A 17,999-nucleotide genomic window follows, 5' to 3' on the forward strand; every position below is an offset into this window, starting at 1 on the left:
TGCATAGCGCTACTCGGAGCTAGCGGTGACTTTTGGTGTCTCATGGGCTAATGACTTGGCCGCTTGACGTAGCTCGTATTTTTGTACTTTACCGGTACTGGTTTTCGGAATTTCAGCAAAGATAATGTACTTGGGTACTTTAAAGCCTGCTAAATGCTGCTTGCAGTGTGCCATGACAGTATCGCGCTGTAAGGTGCTGCCCTCGTGAATCTCGATAAAGGCCACGGGCACTTCGCCCCATTTGTCGTGCGGTGCAGCGACGACAGCGCAGCTTTGCACGGCAGGTAGTTTGTATAAGACGTTTTCGACCTCGATACTTGAGATATTCTCGCCGCCTGAGATGATGATATCTTTGAGTCTATCCATAATTTTGATATAGCCATCAGGGTATTTGACCCCCAAGTCACCGGTACGAAACCAGCCGTCTTTTAGCGCCTCATCAGTGGCTTTACGGCTTTTTAGATAGCCTTTCATTACCATGTTACCGCGCAGTGCCAGCTCGCCCATCTCCTCGCCATTGGCTTCAACCGGATCCGTCGTGCCTTGCTTAAAGACCTCAAAACCTGTCATTAAGTGTGAAACCACGCCTTGACGCGACTTTTTTTGCGCGCGTTCAGCGACGTCCATGTATTGCCATTCGGGCTGCTCAGCGCAGACGGTGACGGGTCCATAGACTTCGGTCAAGCCATAAACATGGGTGATATCAAAATCCATCGCCTCCATTGCCGTCAGCATCGTCTCTGATGGCGGCGCGCCAGCGACCCAGCCTTTGACCTTATGATCAATCGCGTCTTTGTACTCTTGTTTACCGCCCGCTATCATATTATGCACCACAGGCGCCGCGCAGTAATGAGTGACCTTGTGCTTAGCGATTAATTGTAAAATCAGTTCGGCATCAATCTGGCGTAAGCAGACATTAACGCCTGCGCGCTCGGCGATCGTCCACGGGAAGCACCAGCCGTTGCAGTGAAATAGGGGCAGTGTCCATAGATACATCGGGTGCTTGGGCATGTCCCAATCTAGAATATTGGATACAGCGTTAAGCGTGGCACCGCGATGATGGTAGACCACGCCCTTTGGCTTACCAGTCGTGCCAGAAGTATAGTTGAGCGCGATAGCTTCCCATTCATCCTCAGGTTTTTCCCAATTATCCAAATCATCTGAGCTGGCAATCAATTCCTCGTAAGTCATTTTGCCAAAATCTTCTACCTCAATGGCGGCATCTGTGGCATGAATGACGATCAGATTAGGAAAAGTCTCGTCGATAATCTCCGCCAAATCCGCAAACTCGCTATCCATAATCAGCACTTTGGCCTCAGAATGCTGCAGGCAAAAGGTTAAGGCATTGATATCGAGACGGGTATTAAGGGTACAAAGCACACCGCCCGACATCGGCACCCCAAAAGCAGCCTCAGCCATAGCAGGGGTATTAGGCAGCATGACGGCTACGGTATCGTTTTTATCGATACCCAGTTTGCGCAGGCCGTCTGATAACTGACGGCAACGTTCAAAAGTTTTGCTCCAACTCTGGATGAGATTATTATGCTGAAGATCATCGTAGATAATGGCGGCTTTGTCAGGATATACTTGCGCGCTACGAATAATAAAGTCGATAGGGGTAAGTGGTTGATAGTTAGCAGGATTTTTACCAAGGCCAGTATGGAAATCAGTCATAGTGATAGTCCTTTATCTTATTTCGGGTTTTACTATAATTTAAATACACTTTGATGATGGTTTTACTTTACCAATTCAGCAAATATTTCAATTAAAAGCGTATTCATTATAGCCAAAGACAGCGCAGAAGTCGGTTAGATTTGTAAGAGTCGTTTAAGAGAAACACTGAATAGAGTTGAATAGAAATGATAAATAGCTTGTGTTCACTCATCAGTCGTTTGTCTGCATAGCTGACGACAAAGCGGTTGTGTTACGATAGCAGTCATATAAGGTTTAGCTATTTTGCACTATGAACCCCTCATCAACCTGAATTTACAAGGATCGTCACATGAGCGCTAGCAGCCCTGAGAATCGCAAAGCCAGCAGCAATAACACCATCAATACTGCTCAAAGCAACGAGCACTACCCGCATCTTTTTGAGCCGCTAGACTTAGGCTTTACCACACTCAAAAACCGCTTAGTTATGGGCTCTATGCATACCGGTTTAGAAGATCGTTTCTATAATTACGGCAAGCTTGCTGCTTATTTTGAAGAGCGTGCCAAAGGCGGCGTGGCGATGATGATCACCGGCGGTATCTCGCCCAATCGTGAAGGCTGGCTGCTCCCTGCTGGCGGTACCATGAATACTAAAATGGACGTTATCAACCATCAACGCGTCACCCGCGCCGTACACAAACACGATAGCAAAATCATCATGCAAATCTTGCATAGTGGTCGCTATGGCTACCATCCGTTTATCGTCTCCTCCAGCCCAATCAAATCACCCATCACGCCGTTTAAACCGCGCAAAATGACTATCAAAAACATTGAGCAGACGGTCGAGGACTACGCACGCTCTGCCAAACTGGCCAAGCAAGCGGGTTATGATGGCGTTGAGATCATGGGCTCTGAGGGCTACTTACTCAATCAGTTTTTATCGCGCCATGTCAATCAGCGCAGCGATCAATACGGCGGTGATATCAATGGCCGGATGAAGTTTGCCGTCGATGTGGTCAAAGCCGTACGTAAAGCGGTGGGCGAAGACTTTATCATTCTGTTCCGTTTGTCAGTGATTGACTTGGTCAAAGACGGCAACGTCATGGACGAGGTCATCACAGTCGCCAAGGCGTTAGAAGAAGCGGGCGTCACCATCATGAATACCGGCATTGGCTGGCATGAAGCACGCGTCCCGACGATTGTCACTAGCGTACCGCGCGCCGCTTTTGTCGACTTTACCGCTGAGGTCAAAAAACATATCAGTATCCCAATGATGGCGGCCAACCGTATCAACATGCCAGAGACGGCAGAGGATATCGTCGCCAGTGGTCAAGCGGATATGATTCAGATGGCGCGTCCGTTCCTCGCTGACGCGCACTGGGTTAATAAAGCCAAAAAGGGTCAAGCCGATCGCATCAATACCTGTATCGCCTGTAACCAAGCCTGTCTCGACCATACGTTCGAGAATAAACGCTCGACTTGCCTTGTTAATCCGCAAGCCTGCTACGAGACTGAGCTGGTCTACAAAAAAACCAAAAACCCACAAAAAGTCGCAATCGTCGGCGGCGGCGTCGCTGGCATGTCAGCGGCTCATGTCGCGGCATTGCGTGGGCATGATGTGACATTATTTGAGGCCAAAGACGTCTTGGGCGGTCAGTTTAACTATGCCAAAGTCATCCCTGGTAAAGAAGAGTTCTTTGAAACCATTCGCTACTATATCAATGAGCTTGAGCACTTAGGCGTTGAGATTAAACTCAATACCAAAGTCGATAAATCGATGCTTGAAGATGGTAAATTCCAGCATGTGGTTGTCGCGACAGGCGTGGTGCCAAGAAGTCTTGAAGGCAAGTTAGAAGGCGCGGATCTACCGCAAGTGATCAGCTACGCAGAATTACTCTCTGGTGAAAAATCAGTCGGCGATACGGTGGCAGTCATCGGCGCTGGCGGTATTGGCTTCGATGTCAGCGAATATCTAACCGCGCGTCATGGTCAGCCTTTAGATGAGCTCGGCCCTGAGACCTTAAAAGACCCAAGCTACCGCCCTGAGCCGCAGTCTGTTAGCGAGTGGCGCGAGGAGTGGGGCGTCACTAACGATACTAACTATCAAAGCGATGGCGGTTTAATCCGTCCTGAAGGCATCAAGCCGATTCGCCAAGTGTATCTGATGCAGCGCACCAAAGGCCGCTTAGGCGCAGGCCTCAATAAAACCTCTGGCTGGGTGCATCGCGCCCATATCAAGTCGCACGGCGTCATTCAAGTGGCAGGCGTTCAGTACGAAAAAATCACTAACGAGGGCATTTGGGTCACCAATCCGCAAGGCCAAAGCCAGCTGCTCCGTGTCGATAGCGTGGTGGTCTGTGCCGGTCAAGAGTCAGTGGTTGAGCTGATGCCAAACGTTGGCGATGCGCCAGACGCGCAGTATCATTTGATTGGCGGTGCAAAGCTCGCCGCTGAGCTGGACGCCAAACGCGCCATTCGTGATGGGGCAGAGGTTGCGGCGAGTATTTAAAAGTTTAATTTTTGAATTAAAGTTTTAAATTGGAAGGACGGTAGGGGAGCAATTTCCTGCCGTTTTTTACTTCGTAAACTGTGACCCTTTTTAATTCTATAGGGGTTCTTCGATATCACCTAATGTGAGTCCAGTTTCTTGTGTGCTATAAATAATGATACCTTTATCGTCGATTTTGCCATTCATGACCAATCTACCGATTCGATTACTGGCTTGTTGATTGCCTTGATCGGCGGCCTTTTGATACCACTCAAAAGCTTTATCATAATCTTGCGGCACACCATAACCGTTCTCATAAAGACCGCCGATATTAAGTTGCGCTATATCCAAATCTTGACTAGCAGCTTTTTTGTACCAATCCAATGCCTTGGTATAGTTTTGAGGCACTCCTCTACCAAAATAGTACATTGTCCCAATATTGTTTTGAGCAAGTACAGAGTCATTGCTGGCTGCTAATAAGTACCAATGCATTGCTTGTTTATAGTCCTTCTCGAAACCTTCTCCATTTTCATACATAATAGCGATATTACTTTGAGCTGGTGCATTTCCCTGATTAGCAACTGGAAGTAAATATTTGCCTGCTTTTTTATAACTTTGTTCCGTACCTATACCCTCATAATACATGATACCAGTGTAGAATTGTGCTGGACTATTTCCTCTATCTGCAGCTTTTTTAAATAAGCTAAAAGCTTCTTTATCATCCTGAGGGACTGAATCGCCCTCATAATAGGCGAGGCCGAGCTCGTATATTTCAGTAGGAGTGCTTTGATTAGATAATATAGGTGTGTTTGAAGACTCCGCTGAACAAGCAGCAGTTATCAAACCACTGGATAGCACTGTCGCTAGGAATATAGACTGGGTTAAAGGGGTAATTCTTCTTTGATACATCAAAATTCCTTCGGAAAAATTGTTTTTTATCTAGAATGAAATTCTGGGGAGGATATCCTCAGTTATTTATTGTCTGGCATTAGTATGACTATACTATGACTTATTTAAGTCATAACAAGGTAAGCTGTAATCGTACTTAAGCTCCACCAAAGTACGTGCTTTAAATAAATCAATAAGATAATCATTTTGCATGTCGGTCATATACATAAAAATGGTAGCTTTATCCTTACATAGAATACGGACACGTTTGGCTGTTTTATCAGATCTACTTGAGGTATTAGCTATATAATCATTTTTGTCAATTTTATCAGTCATATCTACCCAGCCTTCTTTAAGAAGAAAGCTATGTAAATGTAACAGTCTATTCTTTTCAAACTCGGGGCTTGCATATCTGGATGTGTACCATATATCCCTATTAGAATGACTATTATCGCTTACTTTGAAGTTCATAAACTTAGCAATTTTATCAAGTTCGGATATGAGCCAGCTTTCTTTCTCAACCAATTCTTGTTGGTATATTTCAAGCTCTTTATTTGGCTCTGAGTCTACAGTCCATATAAATAAAATAACAACAAATGCAATCAGTGAAATATCAGATAACTTATACTCTTTACTTCTTATTTTCACTGATTATTTTCCTACATACTTAATTATATTTTTCAAAGCTAGGTTATTTAATCTGTTTTAAATATTCCAAGTAGTTAACTAATTGTTCTCTATATTTCTCATTCGATCTAAATTTTGGAGATTCAACCCACTTGTTACGATTATGAATAATGGATTCTAAGGTAAAGTCCTCATAACCAGACTCTGCTTCACAACAAGGACATATTTCATATAATGGGAATTCACCGTCAAGACCCCATGGCAAGAAATCCTCATCATAGTAACCGCATATTTTACAACTGTGTAACTCTCTATTGAGCATGAAAATATTCCAAATTAGTTGAGTAGGGATGTGTGGAAGCATCAGGCTTAAAAATTGTTCGAGGTGCACCATCTTTCGTTTTGACGGCAAATGTGTTTGTTTTCGGATTATATAAAACCGTATCACCATTCTTTCTTGTTTTATTTAAAGTTCCACGCGGAGGGTTACTCACAAACTCTTGAGCATGACGATAGTAGTCATTTTGAGATTTTAGTTCAGTAAACTCTTTGCTATGTTTACTCCAATGCTCTGCTAGGTTTGTATTAGGAGGTCTTTTCTTAGTAGAAGTCCAGTCGAAACCTTTTTCAGAGTCTCTGTAGATATTGTTATTACTTACCGCTCGTTTTCGAATCACGTACTGTCCAGCTTTAACGCTAGTCTTAGCAGATAGAGCACCCCAACCTAGCGGAAATGACATAATACCAAAAACCAATCCCGCTTCATCTCCAATTTTTTGCACACCTTCATGGTATTTCGCACGATCACCATTGACATCTATCCATAGAGAATTAAGACGTTCTTGATAAATTAGTTCTTCAGGAGTACCTGCTCCTGCCCATAGCCCACCGTCTTTCAATGCTTGTTCAGTAGATACGTCAACCCAAACCCCTAACTACTCATCAGACATTTTATCTTCAGAATCTTTATTGTCAGAAGCTGCAAAGCTAGCAAACATACTATCTGGATTCGACTTCGGAAACACCAGTGCCGCCTGCTCAACCCCAAACATCTCAAAATCCGATTCACAAAATGACTGTTGAATCGCAATGAGTTTCGCGCCGCAGCTGGTTACATCACCGCCGCGGGCGATAGGCGCACCATCGACAATAAACGACGGGTCACCACTAAGAATAGTAGTGACCTTTTTGCATTTCTTGCAAATGACTTTATCGCCTTTACGCGAGACAGGGATGCCGTTATGAGTGGTATGCGGTGAGCCGGAGATAACTGTCCCACCGTGAGAGGTCTTTGCGCCAACGGTTATATAGGCTGCCATAGTGCTACCTTGCTTAAATACCTAAAGTTTGGACTTTTATAGCGGATCTATTATGTGCATCACATTATAGATGGCTAAAGCGTAAAATATCAAACTTAAGTTTATTTAAAGGTGTAGACTATATGGCAATCTCAGTCGGCGTAAAGTATAGATGCTTTTGAGTAATTGGCTACAAAAGGAAGTTGAGTCTATGCATTCATTACAGATATCAAGCAAAAACCTAACCTTCCATCTCACTAGTCAGCCACGCAGATACATCGTCTATCTGTGCTGCCAATTCAGGATGTGCTTTGCCCAGCTCAGCAAGCTTGGCATTAATCTCATGTTTGTCATATTTAATACCTGTCAATGTGTCTTTTAATAGGTCAATTAATTCAACATTTAGCGCATCAGAGAAGATGGTTGATTAAATAGTGATAGACCTTGTTCCACGACATCACGTCCAACACTGTGACGCAGCCCTCAGATGTCGCGCCAACATGTACATAGCGGTTATTATCGCCATAATGTATCGGAAACCAAACTTGATGGCATTTGAGTTTGGAATGGATAAACCTATTGCTATACAAGATCGAACTATTCTACAGGTTGATTTGGACTAACTTGCTCATAAGTTTTACCTTCTGGTACGGGTATGCAATTGACTTCTTTTTGAGACTCAGTAGGTTTACAGTATCTCATCGTCTTGGTATATTGATATACCCTATCATAGACATGCTCACCCTCTGCTAGTGGCGTAAGGTATACACTACCCATATTTATTGACACTGGTGTATTGATATCCAAAGCTGGCGTCAGTAAAGCTATGCCATCCACGTTAAATAAGCGACGCTGATATCCGTCGCCTTCAATCATGATATCAGCGTATTCATAAATGAATTGCAGCTGTTCTCTATTGCGTCTATGTCTTTTATCATCTGAGACGACCATAGGCGGCAAGGTAAACTTACCTGTACTATCAGAAGTTGTTTGATGTTCATCCGTTAAGTAAATACTTACATCAGTAACAGGCTGCTGAGTTTCACTGTCTAGCAATTGACCTGAAAGTGCTGGCGTGACGTAGTAATCAGTAGGCTCTGGTATCAAGCAAGCACTTAATGGAACCGTTAGCACACCGATAAAGGCAAATAGTTTATAAGGCTTCATTTGTAACTCCATCTGGTAGTGGCATGCAATTGACATCTTTTTGAGATTCATTAGGCTGACAAAATGTCATGTCATCAATGTACTCATCTTCAACATCGTTAATATCCACACCTTCTGGTAGCGGTTCTAAAAACACCTTACCCAAATGAATATGATACGGAACTTCTGAGGTATGCTTGACTTCAAGTGTCTTGAAGCCAGAATTGCTAAAGCTTTTTCTTCTATATCCCTCTTTATATAAACCAACGTCACCTTCAGTCATGAGGTTCATGAAACTGCCAGTATAGGAGGTGGTATAATATTCTTTATAAGAAGGTAGTCTAAAGTACCCATTATGATCAGTCATTGTTGTATCTGCACTGGTTTGAAAAAGAGAAACGTTTTCTATAGGCTTATTGGTAGTTTTATTCAAGACTTGGCCAGTAATAATTGGGGAGGCATAGCCATAGATGTCTTGTCCTGATGAGCAGCTTAAAAGGCTCAAAGAGACAAATGTGCCTATAATTAAACTGCTTGATGTCCTAAATATGCTCATAAACGTGCTACCTTTTTATAAAGTAAGTTGCGATATCGCTAATAAACCACTTAAATTAACTCTGTTTATTTAATTTTTTAGGATTAGGAGGTATATTTAGAAACACGGAATTTGTATAATTTTTTATATACCGTTGTTTTAGTAGACCCCTAAAATAGGCTGTTGAACAAGATTTTCTTTACGTCTAGAGTCTAAAATATCTACTGCCTTACTAAGAAAGTCTTGATTATCTACCATCTCTCTTTCTACATAAATACAGTTATTTATTATGATATGCTTAAAACCTCCTCTTTTTATAATATCTGGTAGTAATTTTTTATCCAAATCATCTAAGGGTCTTGTTTCATATTTATTGGTACCTAAATTCAACCTTCTATACTTAAATGGTATATATCTTTCTGGGATGATATCATCCAAAAGTTCGTTTTGTATATCACGGTTAATATTGTTAAAAAATCTCTGTTGTCAATTACTCTTCTCTCCACATAAAATTTCTCATTTTTAATGATGTAGTTTATGTTATTTTTTTTAGTACAGTTATTAGTATATCGTTATAAAAATCATTCAGACAAGTGTTTTCGATGACGTTATTTAATATTTCTAAGTTCTTTGTGTTTAATGGAACAAAATCTCTTTGCGCGGTGCATGAAAAGGTGAGTAAAATAAAAAAGTAGCTGCATAAAACAAAAATTAATCTTTTCACTGTATCGACTCCCATCTTTTAGTTTTTTGATTATAGATACCTTCAAAAGATAACTGCCACTTTCTCTATAACAGGCTCTGCGATGACAAACATAGACATAATAACAAAGGTAATGAGGATATAGTTAGCTGAATGTAAAACTGTTATGGATTTAAACGCGCTACTGGTATAAATTTTACTTGCGTGCTGCGTTCCCAGAGGCTGCGCAACCTACGTTTAAAAATAGCATCCCAGTAGCGCTATGACATTTTTAGAGTGTATCGACTATAGTACCTGTTGCTTGATGGCATTTGAATTTGGAATGGATGAGCATACTGCTACATAAAATCGATCTATTCTATATGTCGATTTGGAATAACCTGTTCATACGTTTTGCCTTCTGGAACAGGAATGCAATTCACTTGTTTCTGTGATTGGTTCGGTTTGCAAAAGTGCAAAGTTGAGTAGTGAGTTATGTACTCACGTTCTGTATCGACTGACACTGGCATCAAATATACCTTGTATATAATGGTATATTGGTCATAACCGTCCTTTTTTAAATTTAAGGACTTCTTGTTTTTCAAGACATTCCGCTAAAACAGATGTTTTTGTTATCTCATCTTTGAGCCATGCCTTTTGGTAGCGGTATGCACTCAATATCTTTTTGAGATTGACCAGGATGGCAGTAATCGAGACTATCCGAGATAATCTCTTCTTGTACCTCTGTAATACTTGAATTGACTGGCGTTAAGTAAACTTTACCCATATGTACATACCTCTTAATACTTACATTATAAGATTCTTGGTCTTGAGCAGCATTTGTAGTTGGTAAATTACCCAGGGGATAATATTTATCCTTATAGTTATCTTTAGTAAAAATCAAAGTTGCACCGCTGTAATCGCTATAATCATGATTTTTAGGAGGAAAGATTCTATAGTTATACTCAATCTGTGGTATCAAGAAATTACCACCATTATCTGTTATATCAGAATTTCTTGAAGTTAATATGACTTTGACATCATTAATAGGTTTGCCAGTACTTCTATCTACTACTTGCCCCTTAATCTGAGGCGTCATGTAATCGACCTTTGCTTCGCAAGCGGTTAGTATTAGACATATCATAACTGTAACTATGGAAAATTTATTAGGTTTCAATTAATTAATCTCCAGTCGGCTGTGCGGTGAGGGTTTAAAACTGGAGTTTTACTATGAGAATCTTTTAACTTGGCACCCACTATATGAGCTACATGACTAAGAGATATTCTTGTCATTCATATTTGCCATCAGATCTAAATACATAGCTTTTGCTTGCTTTAACGTTTCGGGAGGTAGTTCTGTTTGCATTGCTTCGACAAATCTAGTATCTACATTATTAAACTCATCCTCATTGCGTCCATCACGTAAGTCACTACTGACATAAGCATAGGCTAAGGTCTTAACAAGATCAGGCTCTATACTAGCGCCATAATCTTCTGGATATAGGTAAATATTCATAAGTGCTAATGCTGACTCCCAGTTTTTTTCTAACAATAAATCCGCCTTCAACAACTGAATGCTTTCATCTCCTTTAGACTTATCTTTCATATGGTGAATATATAGGTACGCTAGTAAGCCTCTGGATTTTTTCACATTCTGCTTGATAGCAATTTTGTTATAATACTCTGCTTTAGTATAATTAATACGGTTGAACTTTGGATCACGATAAATCATCATAAGCAATCTAGTGGCATCAGGATATCCTGCCTTAAAAGCTTGCTCTAAATAATAAATACTTTCATCTATATTTAAGCGATTGCTGTCAGTAAATTGTTCTGGATAATTAACTTGATAGTGACCTATCAATACGCCAGATTCTTTTTCACCTAAATCAAATGCTTTCATATGATATTCGTAAGCTAGTTGGTAGTCCTCTAATACTAAGTCCTGATACGCTGCATAATTAAAGCAATACTCAGCTTTTTTTTGAGCATCACATACTGACCGAAGGCGTTCTGGGTTTTTAATATTTTTCACTTCTTCTGTAAAGTTAGAAGACTCTGTTTTTATACTGGTAGCAGTATGAGGAACAAAATTAGTATCCGCACAAGCAACAGCTATATTTAACGATGACAGTATGATTAGTATCTTTGGAGCAGTCGTCTTAATCATCTTTTGGTATCGCATTCTGAATATCACTCCCTTTTTCTTTTACTGCATTATAATCGTCATAGGTATCCCATGCTTGTCTAACTCGTTTGGGCGCAATATCTTTAGCCTTTTCTACAAGTTTGCTTTTACCTGTACCTGTAGCTTTATCAATTGCCTTATCTTTTAGAGCATCATTATTCTTGTTTATTACGTTATCTAAAACAGCTCGTCCTGCATCATATTGAGGTGAAACCTGCCTTCCTGCGTTATCGAATACGATACCAGTCTTCTTAATACCATCAGCAGCCTCGCCTTTCCATCCATCTCGAACCTTTGCCATTGGGTTTTTATAATCTTCAGTCAGTTCAGTATTGCCTTGACGAGTAGTATTAATAGCGTTGTCTGCCTGAGCATCGTCACCAAAACCAAAGAAATCTAATGTTTTATCAACGATACTTCTATCTTCTTTTTTCTGTTTGGTCAAAGCCTCAGCTTTAGCTTTGTTCTTATGATCATAGTATACAATCCAAGCATCGTTAATCTGTTTCTGAGTTTGTTTGGTTCCATCGGCATTATATCCTGTAGGCCTTTTAGGCTCGTTGCTATTTTTTAAACCTTTGGTGCTCGCAAAGCTATTCCCAAATAAAGCATCAGGCTCCGACTTCGGAAACACTAAAGGCGCTGCCTGCGCAATACTGCCCACATCAAATCCTGACTCCGCAAATGACTGCTGATTAGCAATCAGTTTAGCGCCGCAGTTTGTCACATCGCCGCCGCGAGCAATAGGCGCACCATCGACGATAAAGGAAGCATCACCACTAACAATAGTGGTGACCTTTTTACACTTTTTACAGATGACTTTATCGCCTTTACGCGCGACAGGGATGCCGTTATGAGTGGTATGCGGTGAGCCGGAGATAACCGTCCCACCGTGAGAGGTCTTTGCGCCGACGGTGATATAGGCTGCCATAGTGCTACCTTGCTTAAATACCTAAAGTTTGGACCCTTAACTTGAGTCTATTATTTGTCTGACATTATAGAGGGCTATGACACTAAATATCAAACTTAAGTTTATTTAAAGGTGTAGACTATATGGCAATCTCAGTCGGCGTAAAGTATAGATGCTTTTGAGTAATTGGCTGCAAAAGGAAGTTGAGTCTATGCATTCATTACAGATATCAAGCAAAACCTAACCTTCCATCTCACTAGTCAGCCACGCAGATACATCGTCTATCTGTGCTGCCAATTCAGGATGTGCTTTGCCCAGCTCAGCAAGCTTGGCATTAATCTCATGTTTGTCATATTTAATACCTGTCAATGTGTCTTTTAATAGGTCAATTAATTCAACATTTAGCGCATCAGAGAAGATAACCACGTCGCGTATCACCGCTTGCTTGACATCAAGGTGCAAATCAATAATGCCCCAATCAAATCGCGTCTCGATATGATGGCTAAATTCAGGCGTCTTACCAAAACGCCAGTTCCAGTCCGCCATCTGCTCGTAATAGGCGTTTAACGAAGGCTCTTTTGCTAGAGTGTCTCTGTCTAGTTCCTCTACGGGCGTAGTATCGTCATAATCAGTGTCTTGATAGTATTCGCAGAACGCTTCGATAATGGCATCGGATAAAGTTTCGTGATTGATATCTTCATTAAACTCAACCAGATTGGCCACGCGAGAGCGCACCGATTTGATGCCTTTGGCCTGCAATTTGAGCGGATGCGGATTGAGATAATCGCCGAGTTTTTGCATGTTAGCGTTCACGAGTAGTGTCCCATGATGAAAGCTACGGTCAGATGCATGCTTGAAGGCGCTGCCTGATATTTTCTTATCGCCGACTTGCATGTCATTACGTCCGGACTGCTTAGCATCGATACCGAGTTTTTTTAGCGCATTGACGATAATAGTGAAGTTAGCATCTTGGTCGTAGTCGGCCTTGGGTGACAAAAAGGTAAAGTTGGTATTACCTAAGTCATGAAACACCGCGCCGCCGCCGCTTTGCCGCCGTGCCAAAAACACCTCGTCGGCTTCCATCTTATCGATTTTGCATTCTACCCACGGATTTTGCGAGCGTCCGATGACCACGGTCTCGCTATTGCGCCATAAAAATAGCGTGTGCGAGTCGGGATCAAGGGTATTAAATATCCAGTCTTCGGTGGCGAGGTTAAACCACGGGTTGGTGACGGCAGATTTTAAGATGCGTAGTTTCATTTTTTGTCCTTTTTCAATTATTTAACAGCAGTATGAAAATTAATCACGATTAAAGTGAACTTATGTCTCTAATTAGATTGTTTTGTTAATCTACATAGTTATAATGTTGCTACAATATTACACTTAATATTAAGCTTTATTTTGTCATTAGCTTTAACAATCCGCATTCCATTTAGGACATTAGACCATGAATTCGTTATTATCATTTGATTCTTTTATTACACCCAGAGTTATAACTATTATATATTGGCTATCGCTATTTGCCGTTTTCGTTGGCGGTATTAGTGTGATGTTCTCAGGTATGGGTGCGGCAGGATTTTTTGCAGGGTTAATGGTTATGGTGTTCGGTGCAATCTCTGTCAGAGTGTATTGCGAGCTTATTATGGTTATATTCCGCAATAATAAATACTTAAAGACAATCAGTGAAAAGAGTCAACTGTAAGTAAGCGCTTGAAAAAATGTTTGGTCTTAACGAGCTGTGCCTAAGTATAGTGAGTTCAGTATAAGAACGATACAGTGGGACTGGGATAAATTTTACGCAGCCTATGTCGGCGAAAGCACAGCACGCAAAGAAAATTTATACCAGCTCCACGTTGATATATAATGTATCTGTTTTATTTAGAAACGGCTATAGGTTAGCGCATATGTAGCCCACCGTTTAAGACCAAACATGATTTTTGATATAGTCATAGTAGTTTTATCTTCATTCACAATAGGCATGAATATATTTATAAAGAAATGCTACCAAGAGATTTCTCCACCTAAGAAAATTCTAAAACTCTAATACCCTACCCAAAATCTTCCCGCAAAATATTCGCCATATTATGCTCAGCAAGTCCGGTGATAAATACATACGGATCGACGCCAGCGCTACCGGGGATGAGCGCGCCGCCATAGCCACTACCGACGATGATATTGTCAAAGTGTCCCGCTTGGGTGACAGTCGCAGGCAGTTTTGGCTGCTTGGCGAGGGTTTGGCAGCCGCTGATGGCTGCAGAGGTGCTGACGGCTCCCAGCCCTAAGCCCATGGCTTTGATAAGTTGACGACGCTGCATAGGCTTCTTGATGGTCTGATTTATCTAATGAACGAGAGTCTAGCAATATTACCTTACTTTATAATTTCTTGGCGACAGTTTGTGCGATGTCTGCCGTCTCAGTGACATATCGTGCATAAAAAAACGGTGCATGACGAGAGTATGGGTCAGTCAAATATACGATGCGACTTGACCTAGATGACAAGTTGGCTTAGAATTTGTTTCAGTGTACTAGAACAAAGATACAACTAAATTTGTTAACCAAGTTTGTTACAGTCAAATCTGTTTTTAATGAGAAAAATCACGGCATCACATTTAATAGATATAAGGGTTCACGATGACAACAGAAAACACCGCCAGCAGCCATACCACACAAAACCATAATACAAAAAACGTAACAGACAGCTACGGTCTGCACCAATCAATCGTGCCGAGTAATGACGGGCTATACGGTGAGTATGGCGGCAAAATCGCTCATCCTCAGCTGGCTCAAGCCATGAGTGAGATCGAAGCTGGGTTTCGCAACATCATCAAAGACGATGACTTTATCACTGAGATGCAGCGCTTGCGTCAGACTTACATCGGTCGGCCTAGTCCGATATTTCATGCCAGACGCTTAAGCGCGCATTGCGGTGGCGCGCAGATTTATTTTAAACGTGAGGACTTGAATCACACCGGCGCACACAAGATTAATCACTGTATAGGGGAAGTGTTACTCGCCAAAAAGCTCGGCAAAACCAAAGTCATCGCCGAGACGGGTGCAGGGCAACATGGCGTAGCACTAGCCACGGCAGCGGCGCTGATGGGCGTAGAGTGTGAGATCCATATGGGCGTCGTCGATATCGAAAAAGAGCATCCCAATGTCAGCCGGATGAAAATCTTAGGTGCCAATATCGTGCCGGTATCGCGCGGCGCAGGCACGCTAAAAGAGGCGGTCGATAGTGCGTTTGAGACGTATCTCAATGAGCTGGACACCAGTATGTTTGCCATTGGCTCAGCACTCGGGCCTGCGCCATATCCTGAGATAGTCAGCTACTTCCAGTCGGTTGTCGGCCGTGAAGCGCGGACGCAGTTCTTAGAAACTACTGGCACGCTGCCTAATAAAGTGGTCGCTTGTGTCGGTGGCGGCTCTAATGCGATTGGCATCTTTAGCGGCTTTTTGGGTGATACAGAGGTAGAAAAAGTCGGCGTCGAGCCTGCAGGCGAAGGTCTTGATACGCCCAATCACGCAGCGACGATGACACTTGGAGTCAAAGGCGAGATTCATGGGTTTAAATGCTACGTGCTACTCGATAAAGACGGTGAGCCTGCGCCTGTGCATTCAATTGCCTCTGGTCTGGATTACCCAGGTGTCGGCCCACAGCACTCACTCTTGAAGGACAACAATCTGGCCACTTATGAGTCAGCGACAGATGCAGAGTGCCTAGAGGCATTTATGGCGCTATCGCGGCTTGAAGGTATTATCCCTGCCTTAGAGACGGCACACGCCATCGCCTATGCGATGCGTGCGGCCAAAGACATGTCGCCTGATGAGACGATTTTGGTCAATTTATCAGGTCGTGGTGACAAAGATATTGATTTTGTCTTAGACAAAGTGGATTTGTCAAAATAGCAATCAGATGTCGATATTTAATCGCTACTTACGCTATGTTCAATACGTCCTAAGCTGTTATCATTGCCATGTTTTATCACATGGCATTTTTTATGACTGCTAAGACGGTCTCAGCGCTAATTAGGACGAACCCATGAGCAAACGCGATCTCATTATTTTTATCACGCTGTCGTTTATGTGGTCGCTGTCGTTTGTGTTTTATCGTATTGGCGTGCCTGAGTTTGGCTCATTAGCGTTTGCCAGCCTGCGGGTGATATTTGCTGGGCTGGTGATGCTGGCGTTTGTCATGGTCAATAAGAAAAACCGTGACGGTCTGCGCGATCATTGGCAGCTGCTGGCGCTGGTTGGTATTTTTTCTGCGGCTCTGCCGTTTGTGTTGTTTTCTTTTTCTGCTCAGTCAGTCAACGCAGGAGTGTTGGCGGTGCTCAATGCCTCTGTGCCGATGATGAGCGGCTTTATCGCCAGTACTTTTTTTAAAGACCGACTGTCCAAAAGACAAGTGCTGGGCTTGGTCATCGGTGTGATCGGAGTCGCTATTTTGATGAGCGAAAGCTTGTTTGCTGGCGGTGTCTCAGAGGCCGGATTGGCTAACGGTTTGTTACCAATGGGCTATGCGCTACTTGCTTGTGTCGGCTATGCAGTCGGAGCCAATATCACCCGTCATTATTTATATAATGTCTCACCCGTGGCCATCACTGCAGGCTCGCTGATCATCGCCAGTATTTTGATGCTGCCTGTGGCTTTTTATGCGTTTCCTTATGATCAGAGCATCAGCGCCAAGGCGTGGGTGTCGGTAGTTTGTATAGGTGTCTTTTCTACAGCGATTGCCCTCATCTTTATGAACCAATTGATCAAAAACATCGGACCGACGCGGGCGACGAGCATCACTTTGGTGATTCCGATTTTTGCTATTATCTTGGGCTATGTGCTGCTAGGCGAGGCGCTAGATACCCGCGCCATCATTGGCTCGGTGGTGATATTAATCGGCACTTATCTGTCGCTTGAGTTGTCGGTTAAAAAACTGCTGAAATCCTAAACTCGCGCAGGCCATCTCATCGCTGAAAGGTAAAGATTTGCAGCCAAGTACTAGCAGCTAAATACCATGTCAAGCCCGCGGCGGTGTGGTTAATTTACGCCTCCGACCATGATCGGCTGAATAGGGAAGGTAATGATGTCAAAGGCTTTGGCAAGAAGCATCAGCGCCTTTAGCCTTTTTTCTTCTGCCAACATGGTGTCTGGCTGATAATGATAAAACGTCAGGGCGAGAGGGGCAGCCACTTTCACCAATTCTTATCGCAAAGTGCGGCGTGTCTTTTGTTGGCATGGGTTTAAAGGAAAAATACGCCAGATCGACGTGATTTAGTATAGCTGTCAGCTCAGGGTCTTGGTTTGTGCTCTGTAACAGATAGCTGCGCTTTTCCCCTGCAAGCACAATCGCATTATTCACTCCTCCAATAGGCGCGCTGGGCTTGCCAACGGCGATGAGTCTATCGGTCAGTTGTTCGTCCGCGACCCATTTTGCATCTTCTTGTCGCATTAGCTGATAGTCGAGCTTTTCTGTCGCAAGACAGCCGCTCAAGGCCAACATAAGCCCCACACTGCAAGCCGCTGGCAAGTATTTTTTTGCAAGGTGTTTGCGATGCTTTGTTTGGGGCGCTGCGGTTGGCGTTTGCATGTTTTT

Annotated in this window: 19 protein-coding genes; 4 read left to right on the forward strand and 15 right to left on the reverse strand. The window is 42.7% G+C overall.

Going from position 1 to position 17,999, the window contains the following annotated elements:
* Positions 1-9 precede the first annotated feature (9 nt).
* Positions 10-1,674, reverse strand: coding sequence for an AMP-binding protein (locus tag ACNFVB_RS02130; protein WP_430737928.1), 1,665 nt, complete (start codon positions 1,672-1,674; stop codon positions 10-12).
* Between the two features lie 328 nt (positions 1,675-2,002).
* Between ACNFVB_RS02130 and ACNFVB_RS02135 the strand changes: the two genes are divergently transcribed.
* On the forward strand, positions 2,003-4,159 hold the full coding sequence (locus ACNFVB_RS02135; protein ID WP_430737929.1) for an FAD-dependent oxidoreductase: 2,157 nt from the start codon (positions 2,003-2,005) through the stop codon (positions 4,157-4,159).
* 96 nt (positions 4,160-4,255) lie between these two features.
* On the opposite strand, the gene ACNFVB_RS02140 is transcribed toward ACNFVB_RS02135, so the two are convergent.
* The 12 genes from ACNFVB_RS02140 to ACNFVB_RS02195 form a co-directional block, all read right to left on the reverse strand.
* A complete protein-coding gene (locus ACNFVB_RS02140; protein ID WP_430737930.1) occupies positions 4,256-5,047 on the reverse strand; it encodes a tetratricopeptide repeat protein in 792 nt (263 codons plus the stop codon).
* Positions 5,048-5,140: 93 nt separating this feature from the next.
* Positions 5,141-5,674 carry a hypothetical protein gene (locus ACNFVB_RS02145; protein ID WP_430737931.1) on the reverse strand — a complete coding sequence of 178 codons (534 nt, stop codon included), beginning with the start codon at positions 5,672-5,674 and terminating at the stop codon, positions 5,141-5,143.
* Between the two features lie 290 nt (positions 5,675-5,964).
* On the reverse strand, positions 5,965-6,552 hold the full coding sequence (locus ACNFVB_RS02150; RefSeq protein WP_430737932.1) for a hypothetical protein: 588 nt from the start codon (positions 6,550-6,552) through the stop codon (positions 5,965-5,967).
* A 36-nt stretch (positions 6,553-6,588) separates the two neighbouring features.
* Positions 6,589-6,972: a PAAR domain-containing protein gene (locus tag ACNFVB_RS02155; RefSeq protein WP_430737933.1), complete on the reverse strand. Its 384-nt coding sequence runs from the start codon at positions 6,970-6,972 to the stop codon at positions 6,589-6,591.
* A 220-nt stretch (positions 6,973-7,192) separates the two neighbouring features.
* Positions 7,193-7,372 carry a lipoate protein ligase C-terminal domain-containing protein gene (locus ACNFVB_RS02160; RefSeq protein ID WP_430738454.1) on the reverse strand — a complete coding sequence of 60 codons (180 nt, stop codon included), beginning with the start codon at positions 7,370-7,372 and terminating at the stop codon, positions 7,193-7,195.
* A 176-nt stretch (positions 7,373-7,548) separates the two neighbouring features.
* A complete protein-coding gene (locus tag ACNFVB_RS02165) occupies positions 7,549-8,118 on the reverse strand; it encodes a hypothetical protein (protein WP_430737934.1) in 570 nt (189 codons plus the stop codon).
* Positions 8,105-8,653 carry a hypothetical protein gene (locus tag ACNFVB_RS02170; RefSeq protein ID WP_430737935.1) on the reverse strand — a complete coding sequence of 183 codons (549 nt, stop codon included), beginning with the start codon at positions 8,651-8,653 and terminating at the stop codon, positions 8,105-8,107. Before ACNFVB_RS02170 ends, ACNFVB_RS02165 begins: the two co-directional genes overlap by 14 nt.
* Before the next feature lie 138 nt (positions 8,654-8,791).
* A complete protein-coding gene (locus tag ACNFVB_RS02175) occupies positions 8,792-9,070 on the reverse strand; it encodes a hypothetical protein (RefSeq protein WP_430737936.1) in 279 nt (92 codons plus the stop codon).
* A gap of 881 nt (positions 9,071-9,951) precedes the next feature.
* Positions 9,952-10,413 (reverse strand): hypothetical protein, encoded by a 462-nt coding sequence (locus ACNFVB_RS02180; protein WP_430737937.1) that lies wholly within the window; start codon positions 10,411-10,413, stop codon positions 9,952-9,954.
* A 174-nt stretch (positions 10,414-10,587) separates the two neighbouring features.
* Positions 10,588-11,484: a hypothetical protein gene (locus tag ACNFVB_RS02185; protein ID WP_288997591.1), complete on the reverse strand. Its 897-nt coding sequence runs from the start codon at positions 11,482-11,484 to the stop codon at positions 10,588-10,590.
* Positions 11,477-12,433: a PAAR domain-containing protein gene (locus ACNFVB_RS02190; protein ID WP_430737938.1), complete on the reverse strand. Its 957-nt coding sequence runs from the start codon at positions 12,431-12,433 to the stop codon at positions 11,477-11,479. The genes ACNFVB_RS02185 and ACNFVB_RS02190 overlap by 8 nt, the downstream gene beginning before the upstream one ends.
* 219 nt (positions 12,434-12,652) lie before the next feature.
* The gene (locus ACNFVB_RS02195; RefSeq protein WP_430737939.1) at positions 12,653-13,672 is read right to left on the reverse strand and encodes a lipoate--protein ligase; all 1,020 of its coding nucleotides are present in this window, start codon (positions 13,670-13,672) and stop codon (positions 12,653-12,655) included.
* A 187-nt stretch (positions 13,673-13,859) separates the two neighbouring features.
* On the opposite strand from ACNFVB_RS02195, the gene ACNFVB_RS02200 reads away from it, so the two are divergent.
* The gene (locus ACNFVB_RS02200) at positions 13,860-14,114 is read left to right on the forward strand and encodes a DUF4282 domain-containing protein (protein ID WP_100748766.1); all 255 of its coding nucleotides are present in this window, start codon (positions 13,860-13,862) and stop codon (positions 14,112-14,114) included.
* Between the two features lie 346 nt (positions 14,115-14,460).
* On the opposite strand, the gene ACNFVB_RS02205 is transcribed toward ACNFVB_RS02200, so the two are convergent.
* The gene (locus ACNFVB_RS02205; RefSeq protein ID WP_430737940.1) at positions 14,461-14,727 is read right to left on the reverse strand and encodes a hypothetical protein; all 267 of its coding nucleotides are present in this window, start codon (positions 14,725-14,727) and stop codon (positions 14,461-14,463) included.
* A 316-nt stretch (positions 14,728-15,043) separates the two neighbouring features.
* Between ACNFVB_RS02205 and trpB the strand changes: the two genes are divergently transcribed.
* A complete protein-coding gene (gene trpB / locus ACNFVB_RS02210) occupies positions 15,044-16,318 on the forward strand; it encodes a tryptophan synthase subunit beta (RefSeq protein WP_430737941.1) in 1,275 nt (424 codons plus the stop codon).
* Between the two features lie 133 nt (positions 16,319-16,451).
* Entirely contained in the window at positions 16,452-17,354 is a 903-nt protein-coding gene (locus tag ACNFVB_RS02215) for a DMT family transporter (protein WP_288997583.1), read from the forward strand.
* A gap of 138 nt (positions 17,355-17,492) precedes the next feature.
* On the opposite strand, the gene ACNFVB_RS02220 is transcribed toward ACNFVB_RS02215, so the two are convergent.
* Positions 17,493-17,993 carry a hypothetical protein gene (locus tag ACNFVB_RS02220; protein WP_430737942.1) on the reverse strand — a complete coding sequence of 167 codons (501 nt, stop codon included), beginning with the start codon at positions 17,991-17,993 and terminating at the stop codon, positions 17,493-17,495.
* Positions 17,994-17,999: the final 6 nt, after the last annotated feature.

Source organism: Psychrobacter sp. VH5 (genome assembly GCF_050572635.1).
Classification (GTDB): domain Bacteria; phylum Pseudomonadota; class Gammaproteobacteria; order Pseudomonadales; family Moraxellaceae; genus Psychrobacter; species Psychrobacter celer.